We start from the raw sequence: 24,730 nt of genomic DNA, 5'->3' as shown, positions 1-24,730 counted from the left end.
AGGACAGCGCGCTCCTTGGAGGTGCGGGACATGGACGACACCGACCCGGTCATCATGCTGGCCACGGCCGACCCCGTCTCGCGCGAGGTGATGGGTGGCGAGCTGCGCCGTCGCTACGGGGCCGACTACGAGGTCGTCGTGTGCGCCGACTACGCGCACGCCCGGGCGATCCTCGAGGGGCTGAGGCGCTGGGGGCGCGACGTCGCCCTGGTCATCGGCTACTACGGACCCGACGACCGCGAGGGCCTCGCCTTCCTGCGCCGGGCGTACCCGCTCGCGCCGTCGGCGAAGCGGGCGGTGGCGGTCACCTGGGGCGACTTCGCCAGCTCCGCGCCGGTGTTCGACGCCATCGCCCGGGGCCACGCGGAGCTCTCCCTGGTGCGCCCGGAGCGGCCGCGCGACGAGGAGTTCCACGGCGCGCTCACCGACGCCCTCGACGACTGGCACCTCGCCCAGGGCGTGGGCTTCGAAGCGGTGCGGGTCATCGGCGAGGCGCGTGACGAGCGGACCCATGTCCTGCGCGACTCCTTCGCGCGCAACCACATCCCCGTGGGCTTCCACCAGGTCGGCACCGACGCGGCACACCGGATGCTGGAGTCCCTGGACCTCCACGAGCCCGCGCTGCCGGTGGTCGTCCTCGCCTTCACCAGTCCGCCGACGACCCTGGTCGACCCGACGGACCTGGAGATCGCCGACGCCTTCGGCCTCATGAAGCCGCTCCCAGCCGGCCAGGTCTTCGACGTGGTGGTGGTCGGCGCCGGCCCGTCCGGCCTGGCGGCCGCGGTCTACGCCTCCTCCGAAGGCCTCTCCACCCTGGTCGTCGAGCAGCAGGCCGTCGGCGGGCAGGCCGGCACCAGCTCCCTGATCCGCAACTACCCCGGCTTCTCCCGCGGCGTGAGCGGGGCGCACCTGGCGTTCCGCGCGTTCCAGCAGGCCTGGATGTTCGGCACCGAGTACTCCTTCATGCGCCGGGCCGAGCGCCTCCAGCCCGGCGGGGACGTGCACCGGGTCGGGCTGTCCGACGGCAGCGAGGTCTGCGCCCGCAGCGTCGTGGTGGCGAGCGGGGTCGACTACCGGCGACTCGGCGTCCCCGAGCTCGAGGAGCTGCTTGGCCGGGGGGTCTTCTACGGCGCCGCGGTCTCCGAGGCGCCCTCGATGGCCGGGCAGGACGTGTGCGTGGTTGGCGGCGGCAACTCCGCCGGACAGGCCGCCCTCCACCTGGCGCGCTATGCCCGGCACGTCACGCTGCTGGTGCGCGGGCCGAGCCTGGCCGCGAGCATGTCCGACTACCTGATCGGCCAGCTGGAGGCCACCCGCAACCTCACGATCCGCTACCACGGCGCGGTGGTGGGCGGGCGCGCCGTCGACGGCTGCCTGGTGGCGCTGACCGTCGCCGACACCCGGCCCGGCCACGACGCGCGCGAGGAGCTGGAGGCCCCCGGTCTGTTCGTGCTCATCGGCTCGGTGCCGCGGACCGGCTGGCTGCCCGAGGCCGTGGAGCGCGACGAGTCCGGCTTCGTACGCACCGGCGGTGGTCTGCCCCTGGAGACGAGCGTGCCGGGCATCTTCGCGATCGGCGACGTCCGGGCCGAGTCCATCAAGCGGGTCGCGACCGCGGTCGGCGACGGCGCGACCGTCGTCTCCGTGCTGCACGGGTATCTGGCCGAGCACCCCTCGCCCGCCGTGACGGCCACGTGACCTCGCCGGCGCTGCGCCGGCTGCTGCTGATCGCGGCGGTCCTGGTCTTCCTCGCGGGCCTGCAGCTCTTCGTCTTCCCTCGTCGTACCGAGGACTGGTTCGCCTGGACCATCGAGCCGCCGATGACCGCCGTCTTCCTGGGGGCGGCGTACTGGTCGAGCGCGGTGCTGGAGCTCGCCGGCGCCCGCGCCGGGGACTGGCATCGCGCCCGCCTGGCGGTCGGCAGCGTGCTCGTCTTCACGACCCTGACGCTGGGCGTGACGCTGCTCCACCTGGATCGGTTCCATCTCGGGGCCGATCACCCCGAGACCGCGCGAGCGATCACCTTCGGCTGGCTGGCGATCTACACCGCGGTCCCGCTGATGCTCGCGCTCGTGGGCTGGCGCGAGCTGCGCCGGGCCGAGCCCATCGATCGTGCCTGGCGCACCCCGTTGCCATCGCCGCTGCGGGTCCTCCTCCTGGCCCTGGGCCTGGTGCTGGTGGCGACGGGCGTCGTGCTGCTGATCGCGCCCGGTACCGCGGACACGCTGTGGTCGTGGCCCCTCACCCCGCTGACGGCGCGGGCGGTGGGGGCGTGGCTGGTCGGGCTCGGCTGGGCGGCGGGCCACGCCGGCCTGGTCGACGACACCGCCGCCGTGACCCCCGTCGGGCTGACCGGGGTGACCTTCGTGGTGCTGCAGTGCGTCGCCCTCGCCCGTCACGGCAGCGTCCTGGAGTGGGGGCCGGCCGCGGTCGGCTACGGGCTGGGCCTGCTGGCGATCGGCGTCGCAAGCGTCTGGATGGTGGCGCTCGGGGTCACTGCTGGGGGGACACCTGCTGCGAGCCGACGACCTCGAGCAGCCTGAGCTTGTCGGCGCTGTCGGTGCCGACCGCCGGTGTGAACCACAGCAGCCGCTGGCGCCCGTCTTCGCTGACGAGGTTGAGGCAGTTGACCTCCAGGACGCCGAGGGAGGGGTGGACCAGGCGCTTGCGGTCGTGGCGCCGGAACGCGACGTCGTGGGCCGCCCAGGCCTGCGCGAACTCGGGGGAGCAGGCGAGCAGATCGGCGATCAGGGCGGCGGCCTCGGTGTCCTTGGCGTCGCGCCGCGCGGCGGCCGCGCGCAGGTCGGCGACCAGCGCCCGCGTCTGCCCCGCGTGGTCCTCCTCGGGGTAGTGCCCGCGGGCATCGGGGTCGGTGAACCACCGATGGACGAGGCTCGCGTCAGGCCCGCTGTAGCGGGTCTCGTCGCCGACCAGGGCCACGGCGAGCGGGTTCTGGACCAGGGTGACGTGCAGGTCGGTGATCACCTGCGCGGGTGTCGAGGTCAGCCGCATCAGGAGATCGAGCATCCCGGGATGGACGTGGGAGGCGGCCCCCACGTCGCGGGGCACCGGGCGCTCGGCCAGGTGGAAGAGGTGGTCGCGCTCGTCACGCGAGAGCCGCAGCGCCCGCGCCAGCGCGGCCAGCATCTGCTCCGAGGGCTGCGAGCCGGCGCCGCGCTCGAGCTCGTTGTAGTAGTCGACCGAGGCGCCCGCGAGCAGGGCGACCTCGTCGCGGCGCAGCCCCGGCACCCGGCGCCGCGGTCCCCGGACCAGCCCCACGTCCTCGGGTCGGATGCGGTCGCGCCGCGAGCGCAGGAACGCGGCCAGCTCGGCGTACCTCTGGGAGCTCATGGCCACCAGTCTGCGGCAGCAGGGGGTCGGGACCCAGGGGATGACATCCCCTGGCTGAGCGCAGGCACCTCGTGGATGGTCGATGACATGACCACCACACCCACCACTGCCAGGGCGACCGGACGCGTCGCCATCGTGACCGGCGGCTCGGGCGGCATCGGCCGCGCCGTCGCCCAGAGGCTCGCCGGCGACGACTTCTGCGTCGTCGTCAACTACGCCGGCGGCACCGCAGCCGCCGATGAGACCGTCGACTCCATCACCTCGGCCGGCGGCACGGCCATCGCCGTGCAGGCCGACGTCGCCGACGAGGACGCGGTCGCCGCGCTCTTCGACAGAGCCGAGTCCGAGCTGGGCGGCGTCGACGTGGTCGTCAACGCGGCCGGGCGCATGGTCCTCGCCCCGATCGCCGACGTCGACCTGGCCGACCTCGACGCGCTGCACCGCACGAACATCCGCGGCAGCTTCGTCGTCGCGCAGCAGGCCGCCCGCCGCCTGCGCGACGGCGGCTCGTTCGTGGGGTTCTCGACCTCGGTCGTCGGCACGGCGTTCCCCACCTACGGCCCCTACGCCGCCAGCAAGGCCGCCGTCGAGGGCATGACCATGATCCTGGCCCGCGAGCTGCGCGGGCGCGACATCAGCGTCAACGCGGTCGCGCCCGGCCCCACGGGCACCGCACTGTTCCTCGACGGCAAGACCGACGAGGAGATCGAGCGCCTGGCCAAGGTGCCGCCGCTGGAGCGGCTCGGCACGCCCGACGACATCGCCGGCGTGGTCGCCTTCCTCGCGAGCCCCTCCGGCCACTGGGTCAACGGCCAGGTCCTGCGTGCGAACGGAGGGATGATCTGATGTCGATCGCCACGAGCCCTCAGGTCGTCCTCGTCACCGGTGCCTCCAGCGGCTTCGGCCGGCTGACTGCCGAGACCCTCGCCCGGTCCGGCCACACGGTGGTCGCCGGCATGCGGGAGACCGAGGGGCGCAACGCCACCCACGTCACGGCGCTCGCCGAGCTGGCCGCGGCCGAGGGCATCGCCCTCGGGGCCGTCGAGCTCGACGTCCAGGACGACGGCTCGGTCACCGCCGGGGTCGCGGACGTCATCGCGCGCCACGGGCACCTCGACGTCGTCGTACACAACGCCGGCCACATGGTGCTCGGGCCCACGGAGGCCTTCACCCCCGAGCAGCTCGCCGAGCAGTACGACGTCAACGTGCTGAGCACCCAGCGGGTCAACCGGGCCGCGCTGCCGCACCTGCGGGAGCGGCGCTCCGGCCTGCTGGTCTGGGTCGGCTCGTCGTCGACCCGGGGCGGGCACCCGCCGTTCCTCGCGCCGTACTTCGCGGCCAAGGCGGGGATGGACGCGCTCGCGGAGAGCTACGCGGCCGAGCTGATCAGGTTCGGCATCGACACCACCATCGTCGCGCCGGGGGCCTTCACCTCGGGGACCAACCACTTCGCGCACTCGGGGAGCCCCTCCGACACCGAGGTGGAGCGCGCCTACGACGCGGAGTACGGCGAGCTGCGCGAGGACCTGCCGAGCCGGCTGAGCGCCCTCACGCCGCCCGACGCGGACGCCCAGTCGGTCGCCGACGAGATCGCCCGCGTCGTCGGGCTCCCTGCCGGGCAGCGGCCGTTCCGCACCCACGTCGACCCCAGCCAGGACGGCAGCGAGGTGGTCTCGGCGGTCTACGACCGACTGCGCGTGGAGTTCTTCCGCCGCATGGGGATGACCGACCTCCTGCCGGCGCTGGCCAGCGTTTGACCGGTCGGAGGCTCGCGGGGCGGGCTCGCCCTCTAGGCTCTGGGCCGTGCCGGAGCAGGGAGGACGACCGTGATCGCCGACGTGGGATCGGTGCAGGGCATGCTCGACAGCGTGCGGGTGGTCATGGGCTCGGACACCGCCACCCTGCTGCTGCTGGACGAGACGGGCACCGTCCTGGAGCCCGCCGCCTCCTCCGGCCTCGGCCGCCGGTGGCGCGGAGCGACGCACGTGCCGGTCGGGTCCGGCTTCGCCGGACGCGTGGCCGCGGAGCGGTCACCGGTCATGCTCGACGAGATCAACGAGGTCTCGGTCCTGAACCCGATCCTGCGGGACTTCGGCGTGCAGGCACTCCTGGGCGTGCCCGTGGTCGGGACCGCCGGCCTGCTCGGGGTGCTGCACGTCGGCTGCCTGATGCGGCGCACGTTCACCGCTCAGGACGTCGAGCGCCTCGAGGGCGCCGCCGCGGAGATCGCCTGGCGCCTCTCCGAGCGGGCCGAGGACGACGCCCACCTCGCGGCCCTCGCGCTGCAGCGCAGCCTGCTGCCGGCCGCGCCTCCGGCGATCGACGGGCTCGACCTCGCGGTGCGCTACCTGCCCGCGGAGGGAGACCTCGGCGGCGACTGGTACGACATCTTCACGCTGCCCAGCGGGATGGTCGGGCTGGTGATGGGCGACGTGGAGGGACATGGCCTGCGCTCGGCGATCGCCATGGGCCGTCTGCGCAGCGCCCTGCGCGCCTATGCCCTCGACTACGAGGACCCCGAGGAGGTGCTGCACCGGCTCGACCGCAAGCTCTGCTACTTCGAGAGCGACATCTGCGCCACCGTCGTCTACGCCGTCAGCGAGCCGCCCTTCGACGTCGTCACGGTCTGCCGCGCCGGTCACCCGGCCCCGCTGGTCGCCCGGTCCTCCCAGCCCTTCGCCGAGGTGGTCGGCCTCTCGGCCGGCCTGCTGCTCGGCGTCGACGCCGAGCACCGACGCCAGAGCGAGACGATCGCACTCGCCCCGGGCGACGCCCTGGCCTTCTACACCGACGGCCTGGTCGAGCGCCGCGGCGGACCCGCCGCTCACCTGGACCACTCCGTCGACCGGCTGGAGCTCGTACGCCGCGCGTTCCGGGCCGGCGACAACGCCGAAACGGCGTGCAGCCGGATCATCGCCGAGGGCCTCGGCGACGACAGCGTCGAGGACGACGTGGCCCTGCTCGTGGTGCGGCGCCCGCCCGAGCAGTCCGCCTGACGTCGCTCGCGGTCGGCGTCCGCGCAAGTCGTGCCAACCTGCGCAGGTGCCGCAGGCGTTCCCTGGGTGAGACCATCTCCCGACGATGAGGACCCCGCGTGGATGAGCAGGAGTTCACCGACTGGGCGGCCGGGTGCCAGCGATCCTTGCTGCGCTCGGCGTACCTGCTGACCGGAGACCTGCACCGCGCCCAGGACCTGGTCCAGGAGGCGCTGGTCAAGGTGGCGCTGCGCTGGTCGCGGCTGCGCGAGGGCAACCCCACGGCGTACGCCCGCAGGGTCGTCGTCAACGACAACGTGAGCTGGTGGCGACGTCGCCGGGAGACGCCCGGTGTGGAGTCGGATGACTCGGTTCCGGAAGGGCTCAGCAGCGACCCCGTGACGGCGCTGGTAGTACGCCGCGCCCTGATGCGCCTGACGCCGGCGCAGCGCTCGGTGCTGGTGCTGCGGCACTTCGACGACCTGTCCGAGCGCGAGACCGCCGAGGTGCTCGGTGTGAGCATCGGGACGGTCAAGAGCCAGAACGCCGCCGCCCTCGCCCGGCTCCGCACCGGCGCGCCCGAGCTGCTCGACCTCATCGGAGGACCCCATGACTGAGCTCCACGACCTGTTGGACCGGGCCACCGACGGCATCGAGAGCCCCCGGCTGGAGCAGGTGGCGCTGCAGACCGCGCGGCGCCGCCGGACCGCCAGCCGGGGCGCGGCGGCCGCGGTGGTGGCGTCGGCGCTCGTGGTGGCCGTCGTCGTCGGCACCCAGGTGGGTGGCGACCGCACCGGTGGCCTTCCGCCGGCCGGGCCGAGCGAGACGCCCGCCGCACCCCCGACCAGCGCCCCGCCGGAGGCCACAGTGAAAGTGTGGCCGCGCTGGGATCCACGCAAGGTCGACGGCCTGCCCGCCGCCCCGGCCAGGTTTGCGCCGGCCCTGCCGGACGTCATCGACCCGCCGGACACGTCACCGCTCCTGTCCGATGACCCGGTCGAGGCGGCGGTCCTCGCCGTGGAGCAGTCCGGCGTCGCGCAGGTGCTCGGCACGGACGGCGAGTGGCGCACCGTGCCGCTCGACGGCAGGTATCCCATCGTCTCGCTCAGCCCGGACGGCACCCGGCTCGCGGTCTTCTACGACTACGACACCAGGGATCTCCCGCACGACTACGGCGTGGCCCTGCACCACCTCGCGACGGGCGAGACATCCCAGCTCGACCCACCCGCGGGCTTCGAGCCATGGGACAGCGCGGGCTGGTCGTTCCTCGACGAGGAGACGCTGCTGTTCACCAGCGGTCCCCAGGCCTACGAGGTCGTGATCGGCTCGGGCGAGACGGAGCAGATGACTGTGCCGGCCGGGATCTCGAAGACGAGCGACCCAGAGGGTGGCTGGCTCGTCAGCGCGGACTGGACCGAGCCGAACGTGCTCACCGACTACGCCGGCGGGACGCCGCGTGAGGTCAGCATGGTGCGGACCGGTCGCCTGTTGGGGATTCAGGCCGACGCCGACACCGTCGTCGGCACGTCGTACGACCGCCGGCCGTTCCAGGTCGTGGTCGCCGACCGTCGGACGCTCACCCCGCGGTACCGCCTGCCCGTGCTCGACTTCGAGGGCAACTACAGCAACTGGGGCCTCGGAACTGTCGCGATCGCCGACGACGGCACGGTCCTGCTCCGGGTCGCGGCCATCGCCCGCCGGGTCGACGGGTTCCGTCTGGTGGCGTGGGAGCCCACCACCGGTGAGCTGTCGGTCGTCAGCGCCACTCACCTCCCGGTCGAGTCGTCGGTGGTGTTCGCGCCGGGGTTCCTGCGCGAGATCGGACCCGGCTGAGGGTCGGCCACAGGGCCGAGGGGAACGGGCTGGCGTGTAGGTCGGGCCCAGTTTTCACGTGGCTGGGCTCTTCGCGATCCAGGGTGTGGGCGCGGTCTGAAACCTTCGCACTCGAGCAGTGAACTGGCGACGTGCTCGTCTGAACCCCTGATCCTCGGAGCGCGGACGATCCTCAGGTCACATGCAACCTCACCGGTGCCCGCACCGGTCAGGTGGGTGAAAGGAGTCAACGTGAGAGACGACGACCAGTCGGCCGAGTTCGTGGAGTTCATCCGTGCTCATCGGCGGGACCTGATGCGGACGGCCTCACTGCTGTGTGCTGGCGACGAGGCCCACGCCGAGGACCTGGTGCAGACGACGCTGACCAAGCTCTACCTGGCGTGGTCACAGGTGCGACGCGCCGACAGCCCGCTGGCCTATGCGCGCAGGAGCCTCACCCACCTCTTCATCGACGAGACCCGGCGAGCACACCGACGACGCGAATCCACCTCTGCGGAGCCTGAAAGGGCCCTGACGAGCGATCCGGTGTCCGTCGGCACCGACCTCGACTGAGAGAGGTGATGCTAGCGGCGCTGTCGTCGCTCGGCCCACGGCAGCGCGCGGTCGTGGTGCTGCGGCACTGGCTCGATCTCGACGTCGCAGAGACCGCTCGAATCCTCGGCTGCAGCACCGGCACCGTGAAGTCCCAGAACGCGCGGGGCCTGAGTCACCTCAGGGCCCACCTCGACACCACCAACTATCACCTGATCCTGGAGGACACCCCGTGACCGAACCTGACCTGAAGTACGCCTTGAGCCTCGCGGCGTCCGAACGACCCGCGCCCGACCCGGCCGACGACCTCGCCCGGGCCCGTACGGCGCGCACCGTCCGCACCCGTCAGCGGGTCCGCATCGGGATCTCCAGCCTGGCCATGACAGCCGTCGTCGGGGTCGGGGCGACCGTCGTCGTCACCGGGCAGGACGCCCCGGCGCAGCCCTCGGCAGGCAGCGGCGCCAACCCCGCGCCGCCCGGGTCGGACACGGTGAACGGCGTGCGGCTCGTCGCAGCGACGCTCGACGCGTCGCCGTACACCTTCGACCTGACGCCACAGGGATGGTCGGTCCAGGGGCAGAACGCCTCTCTCGTGACGATCGCGCCCGACGGCTCGACCACCGGCTACCGCGACGACTTCGAGGGCAAGCTGGTGATCATGTTCGAGTCCCGCCCGCCCGGCGGGCGGGAGGTAGAGGTGGACGGTCGCAGGTTGTGGATCACCGGCGACTCCGGTTACACCACGATCTCCACGTGGACGACGGCAGGTGAGCCCGAGGGCGCGGTGCGGCTCCAGTATCCCAACGACACGGGCTGGACCGAGGACACGATGATCGCCTTCACTGCCAGCGTCCACGTCGGCAACGGCGCCAACTACGGCGGTGGCGGCCAGGAGGAGTATCCGGTACCCGACGGGGCACAGCGCCCGAGTATGCGACCCACCACCGGGAATGCAGGTAACTGACCCGGCTGACCAGACCGCCAGGGTGACCGTCCCAGGGTCTACCGGGTGGTGATCGCAGATCCACACCCCTCATCTGTGAAGATCCAGTTTTCACGTGGCTGGATCTCGACGGTGTTTCTCATTATCGGCTCGCGCGGCTAAGTGACTGAGATGAGAAGCATGCCTACACCTAGCCGCGGAATGGGTCACTCCCGATCGCACGTAGCGCGGCAATGCGGACGACCCCGTCGCGGCAGATCCGTTAGTCTGAGTGCGGTGGTACACGCCACCGACTGCGCTTCCACGTGACAGACCACGTGAATCATCGCGGAGAGGCCTGAGCAGCTCAGGACATGTCCGGATGGGGTGCGGCGCTCTTGCGCCGACTTCAATCCGCCGGTGGCCCGACATCGGCAGGCGAAAGGACACGACATGTCGTCGAAGGACGAGAAGAACCTGACGCAGGTGACCGAGAAGATCTCGAAGATGGAAGAGCCGCAGCGTTCGACCATGCAGCAGGTGCACGACGTCATCATGGCTGCGGCCCCCACCCTGAAGCCGCGAATCTGGTACGGGATGCCCGCCTACGCGGAGTCGGCGAGCACGCCCGCGCTCGTCACGCTGCGCAACGACGAACGAGTGAATCTCGCGATCACCGAGAAGGCAGCCTTCCGCGCGGCAGGCGGCGTGGACGGAGGGCTGATGCCGGCCGCGTGGTATCTCGAGACGGTGGACGCCGTCACTGAGAAGCGCATCGCCGAGATCGTCCGCTCGGTAGTCGACTGAGGATGTTCGCGCCCGCTCCGGGATGAGGTGGATTGCGCCTCGTCCCGGAGCGGGGCGAGACATGGCAGAAGCTGCGCTCATCTCGGCAGACGGGCGGCGGAAGTCGCCACCGTGTCTGTTGGTCACAGAACTGGTCGCGCGGGCCCCCGTCTATGACGCAGGGGGCCGTGTGAGCGCGGCACCGCCTGCACATCTTCCAGCACGCGGCTCAGCCCCGGTCCTGAGCGGCGACCAGCTTCTCTGCGAGCGGTGTGAGGGCAGCGATGAGCTCATCGAGCTCGCCTGGCTCCAGGACCTCGTACGGCACGACGGCGAGGTCGTCAGTCAGCGCCTCGACACGGTCCTTGGTCTGCCGGCCGGCAGGGGTGAACGTCTCCTCGTCCTCGATGAGTCCGCGAGCTTTCATGCTCTCAATCAGGCCGGTCAACTGTGGAGTGGGGAGATGATGGATCCGGCCGAACTTCGTGGCCGGGATCCCCATGTCGAGGGCGAGCAGCACGTGGGCCTCGAGCCCGCCGATGCCTTCAGTCATGAGGGCCGCGATGTGTCCGTCGCCGCGGTGCTCGCGCAGCAGCGATGCGGCGTGAAACAGCCGGGCCAACGGCTCCTCCGGGAGGGGGAGCGTGCGCAGCGCGGCGTACATGGGACGGCCCTCGAGCGGGGCGCTGGTCGCTGCCTTGGTGAGCAGCCCGACCGCGCGCGGGAAGCTCGACGTGTCGAGGAGCTCGCCGAGGATCCGGCGCAGCGCGTTGACGCAGCCCTGCTGGCGGGCCGCGATCGCCGCCTCCGGTGTGGTCGTGCTCCAGACGCTGGGGATGTGGCGGGCTACCTCCCCGGAGGCGAAGTTGTAGAAGAGTGCGTGGATGACCTCAGCTGGCACAGAGCTGCCGAGCGGTGCCGCTCGGCCGGCGAAGTAGGTGTCCCAGTAGTTGGTGAAACCCAGGGCGAACATCGCCTCGTGGGGCTCGTCAGCCGAGTAAGGGATGACCCCGATCGGCTCGACGAGGTCGAACATTCTGCGAGCCAGCGAGCTCCCGGCGCTCAACGACGGTGGCCTGTGCGCGATGGCTTGGAGATGGCTTGCTCCACGGTGTGCTCCTTCGGTCCGAGATCGGGTTCCGCGTATCGACCAGTGAGGCGCAGGGCACTCATCGAATTGTCCCGATTCATTGTGGGTCGCCTCGAGGAGAGTCCCGGGGAGTGGTGGGGTTTGAGGGCTGGCGGCGAGGCGTGAAGACGTAGACGGCCATCGGCGGGATCTTCGGTGTGTATCGACCAAGAGACACATTGAAGGAGAGCCACCGATGGCCTTGCCACAGTCTGCCCTGTCCGAACTCCTCGAGGCGTTCCGTGCCGGTGATGGCGCCGATCTGGTCCGCGACTCGGTCCGGGTCGCGCTTCAGGAGTTGATTGAGCTCGAAGCCGCCGAACGGATCGGTGCCGCACCGTATGAGCGCACCGATGGCCGCGTCACTGAGCGCAACGGCCACCGGCCGCGGATGCTGACCACCAAGGCCGGCGACGTCGAGCTGCGGATCCCGAAGCTGCGCAAGGGGTCGTTCTTCCCGATCATCCTCGAGCCCCGCCGCCGCATCGACCAAGCGTTGTACGCGGTGGTGATGGAGGCCTACGTCCACGGCATCAGCACCCGCAGCGTCGACGACCTGGTCGAAGCGATGGGCGGGGCCGGGATCAGCAAGTCCGAGGTCTCGCGGATCTGCGCCGGCCTGGACGAGACCGTCGGCGCGTTCCGCACCCGGACTCTGGATCACGTCGAGTTCCCCTACATCTACCTGGATGCGACCTACCTCCACGTCCGCAACGCCCCGGGCAAGGGCGGCCAGGTCGTGTCGATGGCCGTCATCGTCGCCACTGGCGTCACCGCGACCGGCGAGCGAGAGATCCTCGGCCTGGACGTCGGTGACAGCGAGGACGAGATCTTCTGGCGCAGCTTCCTGCTCAGCCTCAAGCAACGCGGCCTGGCCGGGGTGCGGCTGGTGATCAGCGACCAGCACTCCGGCCTGGTCAAGGCGTTGAAGCGGGCCTTCCAGGGTGTCGCGCACCAGAGGTGTCGGGTCCACTTCGCCCGCAACCTGCTCGCGCACGTGCCCAAGGGCCAGGCCGAGCTGGTGGCGACTGCGTTCCGGATGATCTTTGCCCAACCCACCGCCGAGGACGTCCACGCGGCGTGGGACAAGACCCGCGACGAGCTCGCCGCCCGGTTTCCCAAGCTCGGGCCCCTGATGGACGACGCGAAGGCCGAGGTGCTCGCGTTCACTGCGTTCCCGCGCGAGCACTGGCGCAAGATCTGGTCCACCAACCCCCTCGAGCGGGTCAACAAGGAGATCAAGCGCCGCTCCCGGGTCGTGGGCATCTTCCCCAACGCCGCCGCGGTCATCCGCCTTGTCGGGGCGGTGCTGATCGACATGCACGACGAGTGGATCGCCGGCGACCGCCGCTACCTGTCCGAGGGGTCTATGGCCAAGCTCTACGACACCAGCGATACTGACTCCGTCGCCGCCATCGAGAGCAGCGACGTGTAGGCACTGAGGATCACCTCAAAGCCCACCACCCCGCGGGGCTCTGTCTCGCCTCGTAGCCAGCGCGTAACGCGGCGATGTGCACCAGGTCGCCCCGGCACCCGCAGTGGTGGTTTCGAGGCTCGCTTCGCTCGCACCTCAACCACCGAGCTCCGCCCCACTGAAGTCGCTGGCGGTGCCGTGATCACGGTTCCGCAGGTGAGGCCGATATTGCGAACGGGCTGGCCTGTAGGCCGGGTTCTGTCCTCGGCGGACCGAGGGGCGACCATCCATCTACGACTGCCGTTGCCGACAGCCTCCAGCGATCTACCCGTGCACTCGGGCGAGCAGCCCTCGGACGTGCACTGTCTGATCTTGCTCCAGGTGGGGTTTGCCGAGCCGGCCCGGTCGCCCGGGTCGCTGGTGGTCTCTTACTCCACCGTTTCACCCTTACCGACTCTCTCCCTTCAGGAGAGGGCCGGCGGTCTGTTCTCTGTGGCACTTTCCCGCGGGTTGCCCCGGGTGGGTGTTACCCACCACCTCGCTCTACGGAGCCCGGACCTTCCTCGGGGAGTCTCCTCCACGCGGTCGCCCGGCCAGCCCGTTCGCAGGGACAGCCTAGGGCCTGAGGCCGTCCGGCGCGCCCGGAGCCCGGTTCCTCCCGGAATGGCGGGTGCCGTGCGAGTGTTGAGGAGTCATGAACGAGGACAGCATGCTCAAGGCTCCTCCGGTCGTGTTCCCGGGTCAGCGGGGTCACGAGTCGGCCTACCGCACGGCGTACGACCTGCTGTCGCGGCGCGCACCGCGTGAGGCGCTCGAGATCCTGGAGCCGGCCCTGGAGGTCGAGCCGGACAACACCGGGCTGCGGCTGCTGCGCGCCTGGGCCTACCTGCTGCGCGCCCAGCTGCGCCAGGCCGAGCAGGAGCTGCTCGCGGTGGTCGAGCGCTACCCGGACGACGTGTGGGCGCGCCACGCGCTCGGGCGCAGCCTGGAGCGTCAGTCGCGCCTGTCCGAGGCCCTGCCACACCTGCGGCTCGCCGCCGTGATGAGCGGCGACCCCGAGCACGAGCTCGCCGTCCTCCGCGTCGAGCGGATGCTCGCCGAGCGCGGCGAGCTGTCGTGGGACGAGCTCGGCTGAGCCGTCGTACGGCGCCCCGCGTCACCGCCGCCTGACCACCCGGACGACCACGACGCCGGAGGTGGAGCCGGAGACGGTCGTCGATCCCGAGTAGACGACCCGCAGCCGGTGCGTGCCCACGGACATCCCGCGCAGCGCCACCCGCAGCGTGCGCGGCCCGGGCTTGGCACCGACAAGGCGGAGGGTGCGGATCGCCCGGCCCTTGTCGAAAACGCGGACGGTGCCGGTGACGGGCAGCGCCAGCGCCGGTCGCACCGTCATGGCCAGTCGCACCGGCCGCCCCTGGCGGACCCTCTTGCTGACCGTGAGCGACGTCCGGCTGACCGCGCGGTTGACCGTCACCACCCGCGTGGTGCTCTGGCTGGTGCCGCCGTCGTCGGTCACGGTCATGCCGACCGAGTACCGGCCGGCCTTCGCGTAGGCGTGTCGAGCCGCGGTGCCGGTCGCGACCCGCCCGTCGCCGAAGCTCCAGGTCACGTTGCTGATGGTGCCGTCGGGGTCCGTGGAGGTCGACATGAAGTCGACTGTCAGGCCGCGCGAGCTGGCCTGGAAGCTCGCCCTGGGCGGCTGGTTCGGGCCGGTGACGGTCACCGTGCCGGTGGTCGTGCCCTGGGCCCCGGCGTCGTCGGTCACGGTGAGGGCGACCTCGTACGTGCCGGCGTCGGCGTAGGCGTGAGAGGGGTTCGCCTCGCGTGCCGTCGTCCCGTCCCCGAACTGCCACAGGTAGGTGTCGATGGTGCCGTCGGTGTCCGTGGCGGTCGACGTGAAGTCGACCGTCAGACCGCGGGGGCTGGCCTGGAAGCTCGGCGTCGGCGGCGCGTTCACCGGCGCGCTGAGGACGGGCACGGCCGCCTCCGAGACGGTGACGTTGCGGGCGACCTTGTGCATGGCGCCGTCGTTGTCGGTCACGGTGAGGGTCACCAGGTAGGTCCCCGGCCCGGAGGTCCGGTAGTCGCCGCGGCCCGCGGCCTGGGTGCTGGTGCGCCCGTTGCCGAAGTCCCACGACCAGCCCGTGACGGTGCCGTCGGCGTCGGTCGAGGTGCTCGCGTCGAACCGTGGCCGCAGCCCGACCTCGAGCGGCGCCAGCAGCGCGAACGCCGCAGTCGGGGCCGCGTTTGTCGGGTCGGTGACGCTCACCGAGGCGGTGACCGTGCTCTGGCCTCCGTCATCGTCGATCACCGTGAGGGTGACCTCATAGGTGCCGGCGTTCGCGTAGACGTGGGACGGGCTCGCCTCGCTGGCCGTCGTGCCGTCGCCGAACTGCCACAGGTAGGAGCCGATGGTGCCGTCGGTGTCCGTCGAGGTGGACGTGAACGCGGCGGCCAGCGCGGTGGTCGACTGCGTGAACGACGCCGTCGGCGCGACGTTCGGCGTGGCGGTCCCGTGACCGGCGGCGGCGACGTGCTCGGCGATCTCGGCCGGAGCCAGCGCCCGCTTGTAGACCGCCACCTCGTCGATGGAGCCCGCGAGGTCGCCGGGCAGCCCGGCGACGGCGCTGCCGCCACCGACCCGCCAGTAGCCGAGGGCCAGGTGCTCGCCCACGGTCACGTCGGGGTTCGCTCCGGAGAGCTCGCCGTCGACGTACAGCTGCATGCCCGCGGGGGACAGGACGCCGGCGGCGTGGTGCCACCCGCCGTCGTTGTACGTCGCCGGGCTGGCCAGGGTGGCCAGGGTGGCGTTCGGCTTGACGCCGAAGCTCACATGACCGGCCGCGTCCAGGTAGAGCAGCCGGTCTACCTTGGCGCCACGGGCCCCTGCGGTGTCGCGGCCGACGATGCGGCCGCCCGCGGTGGACGTGGTGCGGAACCACGCCTCGACCGTCATCTGGTCGGGCGGACTGTCCTGCACGGTCGAGGTGGCGAGGCTGGCGGCCCCGACCCCGGTGAAGGTGGCGCCGAGGTTGGTCGAGTCGGAGGGCACGGCGCCGGAGGTGCCCCGCGCCACGCCGGTCCCGACCGTCAGCGGGTTGAAGCCCACGGAGTCGGCGCCGGGGTCGGCCGAGCCGGCCGGCTCACCGAACCGCCACCAGTGCGTCGGCTCGTCACCGTGCACGGCCTCGAGGTAGTCGCTCTCGGCACCCGAGGAGCTCACGGTGACGGGGGTCCACGGCGAGTTGGCGGTCAGCCCGCCGGCGTCCCTGGCCTGCAGCCGGTACTCGTAGTCGCCGGGAGTCACCCCGGCGTCGGTGAAGGTCATCCCGAGCGGGTTCCAGAAGTTGGCACGGACCCGGCGGGAGTGGACCAGGGTGGCCGCCGTCGCCCCGGGGAGCCGGCGGGAGAGGCGGTACTCGAGGTAGCCGTTGTCGATGTCGCGGTTCGAGGCCCAGCTGATCCGAACCTTGCGGGGCTCGGTCGAGGCCACCTTCAGGGGGTAGGCGTCGGCGAAGAGGGTCGGGCCCTCCTGCTTCGGGGCGAGGTCGGCCCGCGCGAACCGGACCAGGCCCTGCTGCTCCTGCCCGTTGACCCGGGTGAACTCACCGCCCATGACGACGTAGTCCTCGTTGCCGGTCACGCTCCACGAGCCCTGGCTCTGCCCGGTGAACGTGCCGACGTTGATCGAGGGGAACCAAGTCTGCAGGGACGGCGCCGGCTGCCCCTCGAAGTTGTAGTAGCGCCGTCCGTCCGGCTCCCACGTCACCGTCCCGGTGGCCTGCTTGCCGAAGGCCACGGCGCGGTAGTACGGATAGTCGCCGACCCCGCCCGCCCCCTGCGTGACGCCACCGATGTTCTCGCAGTAGTGGCTGTGGTTGGCGGCGTAGACGAGATCCCCCTGCGGGTGGACCGAGTAGCTGTCCCCGTGGCAGTCCGCCACCCACTTGAGGGAGCCGTCGTCCCAGCTCACGGCGAAGACCCCCTCGATGGTGCCGGCGTCGATGCTGGAGAAGGTGTAGCCGGCACCGTAGAACGCCTCGGAGTCCGCGGCCAGGGAGGTGATGCCGCCGTCGGCGTCGGCCTCGCCGTTGCCGTTGTAGACGTGCAGGCCTGCCGGCAGCGGCCGCGCGGCCCCGGTGGTCGCGTCCAGCAGCGCCAGGCCATCGCCGGGCTCGGCGGCCCCCGGGACGTCGTCCTGCCCGGGGTCGCCGTTGACGGTGAGGAACGTGCCGCCCACGGCGACCGAGCTGCCGTCGGGGTTCGCGGTGATCGCGGTGACGGCACCGCCCCCGACCGTGGGCGCCCACGCGAGGAGCTCGCCGTCGAGGTCGAAGGCCGCGAGGTTGCCCCGGTCCTGGTTGCCGACGCCCCCGAAGGCGCCTCCGACGTAGACCGCGTCGTCGGTCACCGTGAGCGCTTGGACGGCACCGTTGACCTGCGGGGCGAAGCCCTCGACCAGGTCGCCGGTGGTGAGGTCGAAGGCGGCCAGCCGGCCGCGCGGCTCGCCGTCGACGGAGGTGAACTCGCCGCCGACGTACAGCCGGTCGCCGGCGACGGCCACGGCGCGGATCTGCTGGTTGAAGGTGGGCGCGAAGTCCGTCATCTCGCCGGTCGCCACGTCGTAGGCGACCAGGTTCGCCCGGGGGACGTTGGCCTCCACGCCGCTGCCCGCGGGGCGCGCGTTCTCGAAGTCGCCACCCGCGTAGACGACGTCACCGCCGATCGCCTGGGACCAGACGACCCCGTCGATCTGCACGGTCGGCAGCGCGTCCGCGGTGACGGTGGTCGGGGTGGCGGGGTCGGTGGGGTCCTGCGGCGACCAGTCCGCACCGGCCGGGCCGACGAGACCGCCGAGTCCGGCGGTGCCCAGCGCGCTCGCCAGACCGGCGGCGAGGAGTCGGACCCGAAGCCCGGGTCGACGGCTCCCTCGGCGATCGAGTGCAGTCAGCGTCATCGGCTCATCCTTCTGATTCGGTTCTCGGACGACCTTCGTGGTCATGACAGGGAGCCGGCGAGCACCACGGTGGGTGCCGTGCCGGTGTAGCTGGTGGTGACCCGGACCTGGTCGCGCTCGCTCACGGGGACGTTGAAGACGTAGACGCCGCGGGTCGTCGCTCCGGGCGCCAGCACCCCGCCGAACGGCGCGCCACCGGGCTGGTGCACATCGACCGCCGGGGTGCGGGCGGTGCCGTACTCGAGGCTCACGACCATCCCCTCGATGTCGATCGGCTCGCCCGAGGCGTTGCGCAGGCGCATGGTCAGCCGTAGCGCGGGGGCGGAGATCTCACCGGGGCCGCTGGCCTTGCTGCGCACCGCCTCGGACTCGAGGACCGCCAGGGTCAGGCCGGTGCCGAAGTCGGCGGTGGCCGACAGCGGGAGCGCCGGCTCTGGGGTGACCTCCTCATAGGGGACCGGGTCCAGGGAGCCCGAGGAGGGATCGGGGTCCGGCGCCGGGGACATGGGCGTGGAGGGGGTCGCGGGGTCGGGAGCCTCCGACGAGGTGCCCCCGGACGTAGCCGACGAAGCCGACTCGCGGCGCTCCGGGGCGGAGGCCGAGTGCGGCCACAGCGTCCAGACGACTCCGACGACCAGCGCCGTCAGCGCGGTCAGCGCAGCTCCGAGCAGGGCCCGCGGGGGCCGGGGACCAGGACCGGTGGTGCGCATCGCGAGACTCCTCCGAGTGGGCGAAAGACCGCGTGGCACGCGGTCGCCCACCCAGGGCACGTCTCGACTCGGTCCCGTGCCGGAGGTTCCCGCCCGTTATCCCCACGATTGGGGAGGGCAGGCGCGAGACCACCGACCGGTCAGGCCAGCCGGGTCAGGTCCACCTCGACGGTCATGCGCGAGGTCTGCGCCCCGGAGTAGATGCCGCTGAGCGGCTTGACGTCGCGGTAGTCGCGGCCGGTGGCGACGACGACGTACCGGTTGCCGGGCGTGGTGTCGTTGGTCGGGTCGAAGGCATGCCAGCCGTCGTCCCACCACTCCACCCAGGCGTGCGACTCGCCGGTGACGTGGTCGCCGACGACGGGCTCGTCGATCGGGTGGAAGTAGCCGGAGACGTAGCGCGCCGGGATGCCGACCGAGCGCAGCCCGCCGATGACCAGGTGCACCATGTCTTGGCAGACGCCGGCGCGCTGCTGCCAGGCGGTCGCCGCGTGGGTCTGTACGTCGGTCGCGCCCGGCAGGTACTCCACCTCGTCGTGCACCATCGCGCACAGGTCGCGCGCGGCCTCGCCGGGCAGCTCGTGGTCGGCGGCGATCTGCTTGGCCCGCTGGGCGAAGTCGGCCGGCGGCTCGACGATGTCGGGCAGCGTGAGGTACTCGGTCCAGCGGTCGGCCACCTCCCGCTCCCCGAGTGCCGCCCACGAGAGGGAGGGGGGTGGCGGGACCGGTCGCTGGGTCTGCACGGTCGAGGTCGCGGTGACGGTCATCGCGTCGTGCGGGTCGACCACCTCGAAGGAGGTGACCAGCGTGCCGAAGTAGTCGCGGTACTGGTAGGTCCACGGGCTCGGCGACACCTCGAGCCGGGTGTGGAGCGCGATCTGCTCCGGCGTGGTCAGCGGCGTGAGGCGGGCCTGGTTGTAGGAGGCGACCGCCTTGCCGTCGTACTCGAAGGTGGTGGTGTGCGCGATCCGGATCTGCATCAGACGACTCCCTGCCAGGTCAGTGCCTCGGCGCCGGCGAAGTAGCGACGGGTGACGGCCTCGGTGGCGAGCGCGCACGCGCGCTGGAGCCGCTCCATCTCGGTGGGCAGGTCGTGCAGCACGTCGGAGAGGGAGCGGTACTCCAGCTCCGCGCGCATGCGGCCGAGCAGCCGCTGCGCCTCGTTCTGGAAGCCGGCTCGCGGGCCGGCGGACTCCAGGTTGTCCAGGCACTGCTCGGCCCGGTTGAGCGAGAACACCACCGAGCGCGGGAACAGCCGGTCCAGCAGCAGGAACTCCGCCGCCCCGCGGTCGGTCTCCATGCCTCGGTAGGTCCGCAGGAACGCCTCGTAGGCCCCGCAGGCCCGCAGCGTCGACGCCCACGGGGCCCCGTGCGAGAGCGAGGCCGTGGCGATCAGCCGCGACGTCATGTCGGCGCGCTCGACGCAGCGCCCGAGCATCAGGAAGTGCCAGCCCTCGTCGCGGGTCATCGTGGCGTCGGCGGTGCCGTTGATCAGCGCCGCCCGCTCGCGCACCCACTGGAAGATGCCGGGCGGGCGCAGGGCGTGGAACTGGCCGCTGGGGATCGCCCGGTACGTCGTGTTGATGGCCTCCCACATCGGCACCGACAGGGTCTCGCGCGCCCGACGCGCGCTCTCGCGGGCCGCGGCCAGCGCGGAGGCGATCGAGACGGGGGAGGAGGGGCTGTAGGCCAGCTGGTCCAGGACCAGGGTCACCCCGACGGCGCTGGTGGGCTCGTCATCGACGCCCATGATCGAGAGCAGCCCTCGGCAGGTGGCGTCCTCGTCGAGGGAGTTGTCCTCCAGCAGCAGCTGGGTCTGCACGTCGAGGATCCGGGCGGTGTCCTCCGCGCGCTCGACGTACCGCCCGATCCAGAACATCGACTCCGCGATCCGGCTCAGCACGACGCCTCCCGTCCCTGCTGCTGCTGCTCGGCCTGGTTCTTGAGATCCACCATCGCCGGGCCCTCGTCGGAGGGGGTCGAGGGTGGCGGGCTCGGTGCTCTGGCCTCGTCGGCCGCCGGAGCCGGCGGCGCGGGGGCCTTGGGTCCGGCCAGCACCCAGGTGTCCTTGGAGCCACCGCCGCGCGAGGAGTTGACGATCAGCTCGCCCTCCGCGAGCGCCACCCGGGTCAGGCCTCCCGGGAGCACCCAGACCCGGTGGCCGTCGTTGACGGCGAACGGGCGCAGGTCCACGTGGCGCGGCCCCAGCTTGCCGTCGACGAACGTCGGCACCGTCGAGAGCTGGACCACCGGCTGCGCGATCCAGGAGCGCGGGTCCTCCAGCACCTTGGCGCGCAGCTCGTCGAGCTCCGCGCGGGTCGCGGCCGGCCCGATCACGATGCCCTTGCCGCCAGAGCCGTCGACGGGCTTGCAGACGAGCTCGTCGAGCCGGTCGAGCACCTCCTCGCGGGCCTCGGCGTCACCCAGGCGCCAGGTGTCGACGTTCTTGAGCACCGGCTCCTCGCCGAGGTAGTAGCGGATCAGGTCCGGCAGGTAGGTGTAGACGAGCTTGTCGTCGGCCACGCCGTTGCCGACGGCGTTGGCCAGCGTGACGTTGCCGGCGCGAGCGGCGTCGATCATGCCCGGGCAGCCGAGCATCGAGTCGGCGCGGAAGTGCACCGGGTCCAGGAACTCGTCGTCGACCCGGCGGTAGATCACGTGCACCGGCTCGGGGCCCTTGGTGGTCCGCATCATCACACGGCCGCGCTGGCACTCCAGGTCGCGACCTTCGACGAGCTCGACGCCCATGGTCCGCGCCAGCAGCGCGTGCTCGAAGTAGGCGCCGTTGTAGACGCCGGGCGTCAGAACGACGACGGTCGGATCGGTGACGCCGGCGGGAGCGGCGGCGCGCAGCGCGGCCAGCAGCCGCTGCGGGTACGCCGCGACCGGCCGGATGCGGTGCTCCGTGATCGTCTCAGGCAGCGCGGCGGAGATCGCGCGACGGTTGGTCATCACGTACGAGACCCCCGAGGGGACCCGCACGTTGTCCTCGAGCACGCGGAACTCGCCCTCGTTGTCGCGGATCAGGTCGATGCCGGAGACGTGCACGCGCACGCCGTTGGCCGGGCGTACGCCGGCGGCCTCGCGGTGGTAGTGCGACGACGTGGCGATGACCTGGCGCGGGATGACGCCGTCGTCGAAGACCTGCCCGGCGTCGTAGACGTCGGCGAGGAACGCCTCCAGGCAGCGCACCCGCTGCTGCACGCCGCTCTCGATGGTGGTCCAGGTGTCCATCTCGATCACGCGCGGCAGGATGTCGAGCGGGAAGGCCCGCTCCTCCCCGCCGATGTCGAAGGTGACGCCCTGGTCGAGGTAGCTGGCCTGCAGCGCCTCGACGCGCGCGACCAGGTCCGGGGTGGACATGGTCTGCAGCGACTCGCGCAGCCGGAGGTACGGCGGGCGGAGGGCGTCGCCGTCGAACATCTCGTCGTACGCGGGCCCGCCCGAGCCGTACCCCTGGAACATCGCGTTCATGGGCTCAACCTACAAAGACCATGTGTCGCTGGGATGTCGCGGCGCGCGGCTTGCCGTCACCGGTCAGGGAAGCGTCAGAACTTCGGCGCCCGTCGGGGTCACCAGCAGCGTGTGCTCGAACTGCGCCGAGGGGCGCCGGTCGCGGGTGACGACCGTCCAACCGTCGTCCCACATCTCCCACTCGTGGGTGCCGAGGTTGAGCATCGGCTCGATCGTGAACGTCATCCCGACCTCGATCACCTCGTCGTAGGCGTCGGTGTCGAAGTGGGGGACCACCAGCCCGCTGTGGAAGGCGGTGCCGATGCCGTGGCCGGTGAACTCGCGGACCACGCCGTAGCCGTGGCGCCGGGCGAAGGACTCGATCACCCGCCCGATGACGTTGATCCGCCGGCCCGGCCGCACCGCGCGGATGCCTCGGTCGAGGGCCTCGCGGGTCCGCTCCACCAGCAACCTGGTCTCCTCGGCGACGTCGCCGGCGAGGAAGGTCGCGTTGGTGTCACCGTGGACGCCGTCGAGGTAGGCGGTGACGTCGATGTTGACGATGTCGCCGTCCGCCACCCGCCGGTCGTCGGGGATCCCGTGGCACACGACCTCGTTGACGCTCGAGCACAGCGACTTGGGGAAGCCCCGGTAGCCCAGGGTCGAGGGGTAGGCCCCGTGGTCGCACAGGAACTCGTGCCCGATCCGGTCCAGCTCGTCGGTGGTGACGCCGGGCTCGACGTGGGCACCCACGAGGTCGCGGGCCTGGGCGGCGAGCCGGCCGGCCGCGCGCATCCGCTCGATGGTGTCGGCGTCCTTGACCTCCGAGCCGGTGAACGCCGTCGGCGCCGGCCGGTCGACGTACTCGGGTCGCGCGATGTGCGCCGGCACGGGCCGGCGCGGCGAGACCGCGCCCGGCGCAACGCGGAGGTGGCCGAGGTCGGAGGTGGTCACGGGCGACGAGTGTAGTTTCAGCCGCATGAGCGAGTTCTGGTACTGCCTCAAGCACAGCCGCGTCGAGGGTGAGGACGGCTGTCCCAACAAGGACCGCCTCGGTCCCTACGAGACCGAGGCCGACGCCTCGCGGGCGCTGGACAAGGCCGCCGAGCGCACCGAGCAGTGGGACAACGACCCCGAGTGGAACGACGACAAGGTCGAGGACTGACGATCCGGGTGTTCACCCGCCGCCGACGCTCGACCCCGCCGCGGGCCGTGTCTCCGTGGCCGTTCGTCGGGATGGGCCTCATGGCCGCGTCGTTCTTCCTGTACGCGGCCAGCGGGATGCTCGCGCCGCCGTGGGGGGTGGCCGTGCTGCTGCTCGTGTGGCTGGTGCTCCTGCTGGTCTGCTTCGCGTGGTGGACGCCGCACCCGCAGCGCCTGCCGTGGGTGGGGCTGCTCTCGGTGGTGCTCTGGTTCGCCGCGCTCAACGCCGGGGGAGCGTTCCTCGGCTGGACCGCCTAGCCGACCTACGACGCCGGACGGACGCGCAGGACGGCGCCCTTCCCGCGGTCGGCGTCGGTGGTGATGAGCAGGTCGCCGTTGGGGGCGACGGTGACCGAGCGCAGCCGGCCGAAGCGGGTGAGGGCGGCGGGGACGCGCTTGCGCACGAGCTTGCCCGTCGCGTCAAAGGTCAGGAACAGCACGCGGGAGGCCTTGAGCGTCGCCACGGCGAGGGTGCCGTTGAGCGCCCCCCACTTCTCGCCGTACACGAACGCGGCCCCGGAGGTGGCCACGGTCGGGCTGCCCGAGCGCCACTTTGCGGCGACCTGGTGGCCGGGGAGGCTCTGGTCGGTCATGGGCACCGACTCGTTGTAGCCGGGGACCGGGTGCCAGCCGTAGTCGCCGCCGTTGACGAGCTTGTTGACCTCGTCGTCGCGGGTGGAGCCGTGCTCCACCGACCACAGGCTGCCGTCGCGGCGCTGGGCCAGGCCCTGGACGTTGCGGTGGCCGAACGTGTGGACGAACCGGCGGCGGGTGTCGGCGCCGGCGAACGGGTTCGTGGGCCAGGGCTTGCCGGAGAAGCGGTCGACGCGCAGGGTCTTGCCGCCGAGGGAGTCGAGGTTGCGCGGGTGGGTGCCGACCGCGGCGTCGCCGGTGCCGATCAGCATCGAGCCGTCCTCGGTGATCAGCAGCCGGCACCCGCCGTGGCGGCCGGTCGAGGTCGGGAAGCCGCCGATCAGCTTGCGCACGAACCGCGCCCGCGTCAGCTGCTTGTTCAGCGTCCAGACGTTGACCCGTACGTCGTGACCGCCGCCCTTGAGGAAGCCGCCGGAGCAGGTGTAGAAGCGCCGGTTCTTGGCGAAGCCCGGGTCGACCTCGAGGGAGGACAGGCCGGTCTCGTTCGAGCGCCAGACCTGGCGCGAGGGGAACCGCACGACCCGCTTGCCGCCCTTGCCCGTGACGATGATGCGGGCCGTGTTGCGCTCGCTGATGAGGAGCTCGCCGCCGGGCAGGACCTTCACGTCCCAGGGCTTGTTGAGCCCGACCACGCGCTTGGTCACGACGAGGCGGGGCACTGCGCGCCGCTCGGACGCGGCGCTCCCGGTGTCGTCAGGCGCGGGGGCGGCCAGGGCGGGAGCACCCGCGAGCAGGAGGCTGAGCAGGACTCCGAGAGTGGTCAGGCGCATGGGCAGAAGGTAACCGGTCGGCGCCGGCTCATTGGCAGG

General features: G+C 71.8%; 24 protein-coding genes and 1 other RNA gene. 15 read left to right on the top strand and 10 right to left on the bottom strand.

The genetic code is table 11. From position 1 onward, the window contains the following. Positions 1-30 precede the first annotated feature (30 nt). Together LQ940_RS13250 and LQ940_RS13245 are read left to right on the top strand one after the other, a co-directional pair. Positions 31-1,698: an FAD-dependent oxidoreductase gene (locus LQ940_RS13250; RefSeq protein WP_231245000.1), complete on the top strand. Its 1,668-nt coding sequence runs from the start codon at positions 31-33 to the stop codon at positions 1,696-1,698. Then, entirely contained in the window at positions 1,695-2,543 is an 849-nt protein-coding gene (locus LQ940_RS13245) for a hypothetical protein (protein ID WP_231245001.1), read from the top strand. Before LQ940_RS13250 ends, LQ940_RS13245 begins: the two co-directional genes overlap by 4 nt. On the opposite strand, the gene LQ940_RS13240 is transcribed toward LQ940_RS13245, so the two are convergent. Then, positions 2,494-3,351: an MmyB family transcriptional regulator gene (locus tag LQ940_RS13240; RefSeq protein ID WP_231245002.1), complete on the bottom strand. Its 858-nt coding sequence runs from the start codon at positions 3,349-3,351 to the stop codon at positions 2,494-2,496. The genes LQ940_RS13245 and LQ940_RS13240 overlap by 50 nt on opposite strands. A gap of 87 nt (positions 3,352-3,438) precedes the next feature. Between LQ940_RS13240 and LQ940_RS13235 the strand changes: the two genes are divergently transcribed. The 9 genes from LQ940_RS13235 to LQ940_RS13195 all read left to right on the top strand — a co-directional run bounded on the left by LQ940_RS13235 (position 3,439) and on the right by LQ940_RS13195 (position 10,419). Next, a complete protein-coding gene (locus tag LQ940_RS13235; RefSeq protein WP_231245003.1) occupies positions 3,439-4,197 on the top strand; it encodes an SDR family oxidoreductase in 759 nt (252 codons plus the stop codon). Beyond that, the gene (locus LQ940_RS13230) at positions 4,197-5,108 is read left to right on the top strand and encodes an SDR family oxidoreductase (protein ID WP_231245004.1); all 912 of its coding nucleotides are present in this window, start codon (positions 4,197-4,199) and stop codon (positions 5,106-5,108) included. The genes LQ940_RS13235 and LQ940_RS13230 overlap by 1 nt, the downstream gene beginning before the upstream one ends. A gap of 69 nt (positions 5,109-5,177) precedes the next feature. Then, positions 5,178-6,347 (top strand): PP2C family protein-serine/threonine phosphatase, encoded by a 1,170-nt coding sequence (locus tag LQ940_RS13225; protein ID WP_231245005.1) that lies wholly within the window; start codon positions 5,178-5,180, stop codon positions 6,345-6,347. 98 nt (positions 6,348-6,445) lie between these two features. Next, complete coding sequence (locus tag LQ940_RS13220; RefSeq protein ID WP_231245006.1) at positions 6,446-6,943, top strand: SigE family RNA polymerase sigma factor; 498 nt, start codon at positions 6,446-6,448, stop codon at positions 6,941-6,943. Further along, complete coding sequence (locus tag LQ940_RS13215) at positions 6,936-8,159, top strand: hypothetical protein (RefSeq protein ID WP_231245007.1); 1,224 nt, start codon at positions 6,936-6,938, stop codon at positions 8,157-8,159. Before LQ940_RS13220 ends, LQ940_RS13215 begins: the two co-directional genes overlap by 8 nt. A 231-nt stretch (positions 8,160-8,390) precedes the next feature. Continuing rightward, entirely contained in the window at positions 8,391-8,711 is a 321-nt protein-coding gene (locus tag LQ940_RS13210; protein WP_231245008.1) for a sigma-70 family RNA polymerase sigma factor, read from the top strand. Positions 8,712-8,719: 8 nt separating this feature from the next. Next, positions 8,720-8,926: a sigma factor-like helix-turn-helix DNA-binding protein gene (locus LQ940_RS13205; protein ID WP_231245009.1), complete on the top strand. Its 207-nt coding sequence runs from the start codon at positions 8,720-8,722 to the stop codon at positions 8,924-8,926. Then, the gene (locus LQ940_RS13200; protein WP_231245010.1) at positions 8,923-9,654 is read left to right on the top strand and encodes a hypothetical protein; all 732 of its coding nucleotides are present in this window, start codon (positions 8,923-8,925) and stop codon (positions 9,652-9,654) included. The genes LQ940_RS13205 and LQ940_RS13200 overlap by 4 nt, the downstream gene beginning before the upstream one ends. Before the next feature lie 411 nt (positions 9,655-10,065). Continuing rightward, a complete protein-coding gene (locus LQ940_RS13195) occupies positions 10,066-10,419 on the top strand; it encodes a DUF1801 domain-containing protein (RefSeq protein WP_231245011.1) in 354 nt (117 codons plus the stop codon). Positions 10,420-10,627: 208 nt separating this feature from the next. Here the strand turns inward: LQ940_RS13195 and LQ940_RS13190 are convergent, their stop codons facing one another. Further along, positions 10,628-11,434 carry an SCO6745 family protein gene (locus tag LQ940_RS13190; RefSeq protein ID WP_231245012.1) on the bottom strand — a complete coding sequence of 269 codons (807 nt, stop codon included), beginning with the start codon at positions 11,432-11,434 and terminating at the stop codon, positions 10,628-10,630. A 289-nt stretch (positions 11,435-11,723) separates the two neighbouring features. Between LQ940_RS13190 and LQ940_RS13185 the strand changes: the two genes are divergently transcribed. Then, a complete protein-coding gene (locus LQ940_RS13185; protein WP_231245225.1) occupies positions 11,724-12,962 on the top strand; it encodes an IS256 family transposase in 1,239 nt (412 codons plus the stop codon). Between the two features lie 210 nt (positions 12,963-13,172). Here the strand turns inward: LQ940_RS13185 and rnpB are convergent. After that, an RNA gene (gene rnpB, locus LQ940_RS13180) (RNase P RNA component class A) lies at positions 13,173-13,542 on the bottom strand. Positions 13,543-13,635: 93 nt separating this feature from the next. Here rnpB and LQ940_RS13175 point away from each other — a divergent pair. After that, complete coding sequence (locus LQ940_RS13175) at positions 13,636-14,076, top strand: tetratricopeptide repeat protein (RefSeq protein WP_231245209.1); 441 nt, start codon at positions 13,636-13,638, stop codon at positions 14,074-14,076. Between the two features lie 21 nt (positions 14,077-14,097). Here the strand turns inward: LQ940_RS13175 and LQ940_RS13170 are convergent, their stop codons facing one another. From LQ940_RS13170 to map, 6 genes are all read right to left on the bottom strand, one after another. After that, a complete protein-coding gene (locus LQ940_RS13170) occupies positions 14,098-17,901 on the bottom strand; it encodes a PKD domain-containing protein (protein WP_231245208.1) in 3,804 nt (1,267 codons plus the stop codon). A gap of 41 nt (positions 17,902-17,942) precedes the next feature. Next, a complete protein-coding gene (locus LQ940_RS13165; protein ID WP_231245207.1) occupies positions 17,943-18,611 on the bottom strand; it encodes a hypothetical protein in 669 nt (222 codons plus the stop codon). A gap of 140 nt (positions 18,612-18,751) precedes the next feature. Then, positions 18,752-19,591 (bottom strand): transglutaminase family protein, encoded by an 840-nt coding sequence (locus LQ940_RS13160; RefSeq protein WP_231245206.1) that lies wholly within the window; start codon positions 19,589-19,591, stop codon positions 18,752-18,754. Then, positions 19,591-20,514 carry an alpha-E domain-containing protein gene (locus tag LQ940_RS13155; protein WP_231245205.1) on the bottom strand — a complete coding sequence of 308 codons (924 nt, stop codon included), beginning with the start codon at positions 20,512-20,514 and terminating at the stop codon, positions 19,591-19,593. Before LQ940_RS13155 ends, LQ940_RS13160 begins: the two co-directional genes overlap by 1 nt. Continuing rightward, positions 20,508-22,085 carry a circularly permuted type 2 ATP-grasp protein gene (locus LQ940_RS13150; protein ID WP_231245204.1) on the bottom strand — a complete coding sequence of 526 codons (1,578 nt, stop codon included), beginning with the start codon at positions 22,083-22,085 and terminating at the stop codon, positions 20,508-20,510. The genes LQ940_RS13155 and LQ940_RS13150 overlap by 7 nt, the downstream gene beginning before the upstream one ends. A 63-nt stretch (positions 22,086-22,148) precedes the next feature. After that, positions 22,149-23,045: a type I methionyl aminopeptidase gene (map, locus tag LQ940_RS13145; protein ID WP_231245203.1), complete on the bottom strand. Its 897-nt coding sequence runs from the start codon at positions 23,043-23,045 to the stop codon at positions 22,149-22,151. Here map and LQ940_RS13140 point away from each other — a divergent pair. Together LQ940_RS13140 and LQ940_RS13135 are read left to right on the top strand one after the other, a co-directional pair. Beyond that, positions 23,044-23,229 (top strand): hypothetical protein, encoded by a 186-nt coding sequence (locus LQ940_RS13140; RefSeq protein ID WP_231245202.1) that lies wholly within the window; start codon positions 23,044-23,046, stop codon positions 23,227-23,229. The genes map and LQ940_RS13140 overlap by 2 nt on opposite strands. 80 nt (positions 23,230-23,309) lie before the next feature. After that, complete coding sequence (locus tag LQ940_RS13135) at positions 23,310-23,525, top strand: hypothetical protein (protein ID WP_231245201.1); 216 nt, start codon at positions 23,310-23,312, stop codon at positions 23,523-23,525. A 5-nt stretch (positions 23,526-23,530) separates the two neighbouring features. Here the strand turns inward: LQ940_RS13135 and LQ940_RS13130 are convergent, their stop codons facing one another. Then, positions 23,531-24,691 carry a PQQ-dependent sugar dehydrogenase gene (locus LQ940_RS13130; protein WP_231245200.1) on the bottom strand — a complete coding sequence of 387 codons (1,161 nt, stop codon included), beginning with the start codon at positions 24,689-24,691 and terminating at the stop codon, positions 23,531-23,533. Between the last annotated feature and the right edge of the window lie 39 nt (positions 24,692-24,730).

Origin of the sequence: Nocardioides sp. cx-173, assembly GCF_021117365.1 — a bacterium.
Taxonomy (GTDB): domain Bacteria; phylum Actinomycetota; class Actinomycetes; order Propionibacteriales; family Nocardioidaceae; genus Nocardioides.
The sequence above is the reverse complement of the archived record's forward strand: the minus strand, read 5'-3'. Positions and strand labels throughout refer to the sequence as shown.

Coding starts and splice junctions, on each gene's coding strand:
- LQ940_RS13250 (WP_231245000.1), top strand. CDS start 31: ATGGACGACACCGACCCGGTCATCATGCTGGCCACGGCCGACCCCGTC.
- LQ940_RS13240 (WP_231245002.1), bottom strand. CDS start 3,351: ATGAGCTCCCAGAGGTACGCCGAGCTGGCCGCGTTCCTGCGCTCGCGG.
- LQ940_RS13235 (WP_231245003.1), top strand. CDS start 3,439: ATGACCACCACACCCACCACTGCCAGGGCGACCGGACGCGTCGCCATC.
- LQ940_RS13230 (WP_231245004.1), top strand. CDS start 4,197: ATGTCGATCGCCACGAGCCCTCAGGTCGTCCTCGTCACCGGTGCCTCC.
- LQ940_RS13215 (WP_231245007.1), top strand. CDS start 6,936: ATGACTGAGCTCCACGACCTGTTGGACCGGGCCACCGACGGCATCGAG.
- LQ940_RS13205 (WP_231245009.1), top strand. CDS start 8,720: ATGCTAGCGGCGCTGTCGTCGCTCGGCCCACGGCAGCGCGCGGTCGTG.
- LQ940_RS13195 (WP_231245011.1), top strand. CDS start 10,066: ATGTCGTCGAAGGACGAGAAGAACCTGACGCAGGTGACCGAGAAGATC.
- LQ940_RS13190 (WP_231245012.1), bottom strand. CDS start 11,434: ATGTTCGACCTCGTCGAGCCGATCGGGGTCATCCCTTACTCGGCTGAC.
- LQ940_RS13185 (WP_231245225.1), top strand. CDS start 11,724: ATGGCCTTGCCACAGTCTGCCCTGTCCGAACTCCTCGAGGCGTTCCGT.
- LQ940_RS13175 (WP_231245209.1), top strand. CDS start 13,636: ATGAACGAGGACAGCATGCTCAAGGCTCCTCCGGTCGTGTTCCCGGGT.
- LQ940_RS13170 (WP_231245208.1), bottom strand. CDS start 17,901: ATGACGCTGACTGCACTCGATCGCCGAGGGAGCCGTCGACCCGGGCTT.
- LQ940_RS13165 (WP_231245207.1), bottom strand. CDS start 18,611: ATGCGCACCACCGGTCCTGGTCCCCGGCCCCCGCGGGCCCTGCTCGGA.
- LQ940_RS13160 (WP_231245206.1), bottom strand. CDS start 19,591: ATGCAGATCCGGATCGCGCACACCACCACCTTCGAGTACGACGGCAAG.
- LQ940_RS13150 (WP_231245204.1), bottom strand. CDS start 22,085: ATGAACGCGATGTTCCAGGGGTACGGCTCGGGCGGGCCCGCGTACGAC.
- LQ940_RS13140 (WP_231245202.1), top strand. CDS start 23,044: ATGAGCGAGTTCTGGTACTGCCTCAAGCACAGCCGCGTCGAGGGTGAG.
- map (WP_231245203.1), bottom strand. CDS start 23,045: ATGCGGCTGAAACTACACTCGTCGCCCGTGACCACCTCCGACCTCGGC.
- LQ940_RS13135 (WP_231245201.1), top strand. CDS start 23,310: ATGGCCGCGTCGTTCTTCCTGTACGCGGCCAGCGGGATGCTCGCGCCG.
- LQ940_RS13130 (WP_231245200.1), bottom strand. CDS start 24,691: ATGCGCCTGACCACTCTCGGAGTCCTGCTCAGCCTCCTGCTCGCGGGT.